A 2344-nucleotide genomic window follows, 5' to 3' on the forward strand; every position below is an offset into this window, starting at 1 on the left:
GTTCACGTAGAGTCAGGTTTACCGACGCGGGGTGGAGCAGCTCGGTAGCTCGCTGGGCTCATAACCCAGAGGTCGCAGGTTCAAATCCTGTCCCCGCTACTCAGATCGAAGGCCCGGATCCACCAGGATCCGGGCCTTCGGCGTTTGTCCGGACAGTCGGGCCGGAGGGTGACCGGGCGGAGGCGGGCGCTCGCTCAGGCGCCGGCGCAGCTCGGGCAGAGACCCCGGTAGGTGACCTCGACGGCCGAGATCGTGAAGCCGAAGCGCTCCTCGGCGGGCAGGTCGGCCAGTGGGTTCCCCGAGGGGTGGACGTCGCGGATGGCGCCGCACTGGCCGCAGACCAGATGCTGATGCGGGCGGTGCGCGTTCGGGTCATAGCGCTTGGCGCGGCGGTCGGTCGCGACCTCCAGTACTTCGCCGAGCGAAACCAGCTCACCGAGCGTGTTGTACACGGTCGCGCGTGAGATCTCCGGCAGGCGCCGCACCGCGCGGGCGTGCACCTCGTCCGCCGTCAGGTGGACGTGCTCACCGTCGAGGACCTCGGCCACGACACGCCGCTGGGCGGTCATCCGCCAGCCGCGTCCGCGAAGTCGTTCCAATAGGTCACTCATAAGGACCAGCCTAGCAGCGGGGGACCGTGATCCCGAACGGGTGTGACTTTGGATATCCACTTGACTTAGACAATGTCCATCGTAGGATCGGACCGGCACAAGGGCCAGGACGAGAATGACGCAGGAGGCGCACGTGACGCAGGGACCGCTCACCACGGAGGCCGGAGCCCCGGTCGCCGACAACCAGAACAGCGAGACCGCGGGCGTCGGCGGACCGGTTCTGGTGCAGGACCAGGCGCTGCTGGAGAAGCTCGCGCACTTCAACCGCGAGCGCATCCCGGAGCGCATCGTCCACGCGCGCGGCGCCGGCGCGTACGGCACCTTCACCCTCACACGCGATGTGTCGCAGTGGACGCGCGCCAAGTTCCTCTCCGCCGTCGGCAAGGAGACCGAAACGTTCCTGCGCTTCTCGACCGTCGCGGGCAACCTCGGCTCGGCCGACGCGGTGCGCGACCCCCGCGGCTTCGCGCTGAAGTTCTACACCGAAGAGGGCAACTACGACCTCGTCGGCAACAACACCCCGGTGTTCTTCATCAAGGACGCCATCAAGTTCCCGGACTTCATCCACACCCAGAAGCGCGACCCGTACACGGGCTCCCAGGAGGCCGACAACGTATGGGACTTCTGGGGCCTGTCGCCCGAGTCGACCCACCAGGTGACCTGGCTCTTCGGTGACCGCGGTATCCCCGCCACCCTGCGTCACATGAACGGGTACGGCTCGCACACGTACCAGTGGAACAACGCCGACGGCGAGGTCTTCTGGGTCAAGTACCACTTCAAGACCGACCAGGGCATCAAGAACCTGACCGCGGCGGATGCCGCCAAGCTCGCCGGTGAGGACCCCGACAGCCACCAGCGTGATCTGCGCGAGTCGATCGAGCGCGGCGACTTCCCGTCCTGGACCGTGCAGGTGCAGATCATGCCCGCGGCCGAGGCGGCGACGTACCGCTTCAACCCGTTCGACCTCACCAAGGTGTGGCCGCACGAGGACTACCCGCCGATCGAGATCGGCAAGCTGGAGCTGAACCGCAACCCCGACAACATCTTCGCCGAGGTCGAGCAGTCCATCTTCAGCCCCGCCCACTTCGTGCCGGGCATCGGTCCCTCCCCGGACAAGATGCTCCAGGGCCGCCTCTTCGCCTACGGAGACGCCCACCGCTACCGCGTCGGGATCAACGCCGACCATCTGCCGGTGAACCGCCCGCACGCCACCGAGGCGCGGACGCACAGCCGTGACGGCTTCCTCTATGACGGCCGCCACAAGGGCGCGAAGAACTACGAGCCGAACAGCTTCGGCGGCCCGTTCCAGACGGACAAGCCCCTGTGGGTTTCGACGTCCGTCACCGGCGTCACCGGCAACCACGAGGCGCCGAGCCACGCCGAGGACAGCGACTTCGTACAGGCGGGGAATCTCTACCGGCTGATGTCGGACGACGAGAAGTCCCGTCTGGTCGAGAACCTCGCCGGGTTCATCGCGAAGGTCTCGCGCGACGACATCGCCGAGCGCGCGATCAACAACTTCCGCCAGGCGGACGGCGACTTCGGCAAGCGGCTCGACGCCGCCGTCCAGGCCCTGCGCGGCTGACGGACGCTTGCCGTTGCACGGAGGCCGGATTACTGGGGGGGGTAATACCCAGGTATACCGCCCGTTCGCGCTGTAAGAACGGGTGCGGTGCCAACGGCCGTGTTAGCGCCGTGACCGGGGTCGGTGGGTTCGGCCCGGGGCGGCCCGG

The 2344-nt window shown here is 67.6% G+C and carries 2 protein-coding genes and 1 tRNA gene; 2 read left to right on the top strand and 1 reads right to left on the bottom strand.

Annotation, left to right across the window (positions count from 1 at the left end):
* Positions 1-25 precede the first annotated feature (25 nt).
* Positions 26-99, top strand: a tRNA-Met gene (locus tag ACWF94_RS38875).
* Positions 100-194: 95 nt separating this feature from the next.
* Here the strand turns inward: ACWF94_RS38875 and ACWF94_RS38880 are convergent.
* Entirely contained in the window at positions 195-611 is a 417-nt protein-coding gene (locus tag ACWF94_RS38880; RefSeq protein ID WP_453499760.1) for a Fur family transcriptional regulator, read from the bottom strand.
* 115 nt (positions 612-726) lie between these two features.
* Between ACWF94_RS38880 and ACWF94_RS38885 the strand changes: the two genes are divergently transcribed.
* Positions 727-2196, top strand: coding sequence for a catalase (locus tag ACWF94_RS38885; RefSeq protein WP_453499762.1), 1470 nt, complete (start codon positions 727-729; stop codon positions 2194-2196).
* Positions 2197-2344 lie beyond the last annotated feature (148 nt).

The sequence above is a fragment of the Streptomyces sp. NPDC055078 genome (assembly GCF_053607985.1).

Excerpts from the sequence above, each read along its gene's own strand:
- ACWF94_RS38880 (WP_453499760.1), bottom strand. The coding sequence starts at position 611 with ATGAGTGACCTATTGGAACGACTTCGCGGACGCGGCTGGCGGATGACC.
- ACWF94_RS38885 (WP_453499762.1), top strand. The coding sequence starts at position 727 with ATGACGCAGGAGGCGCACGTGACGCAGGGACCGCTCACCACGGAGGCC.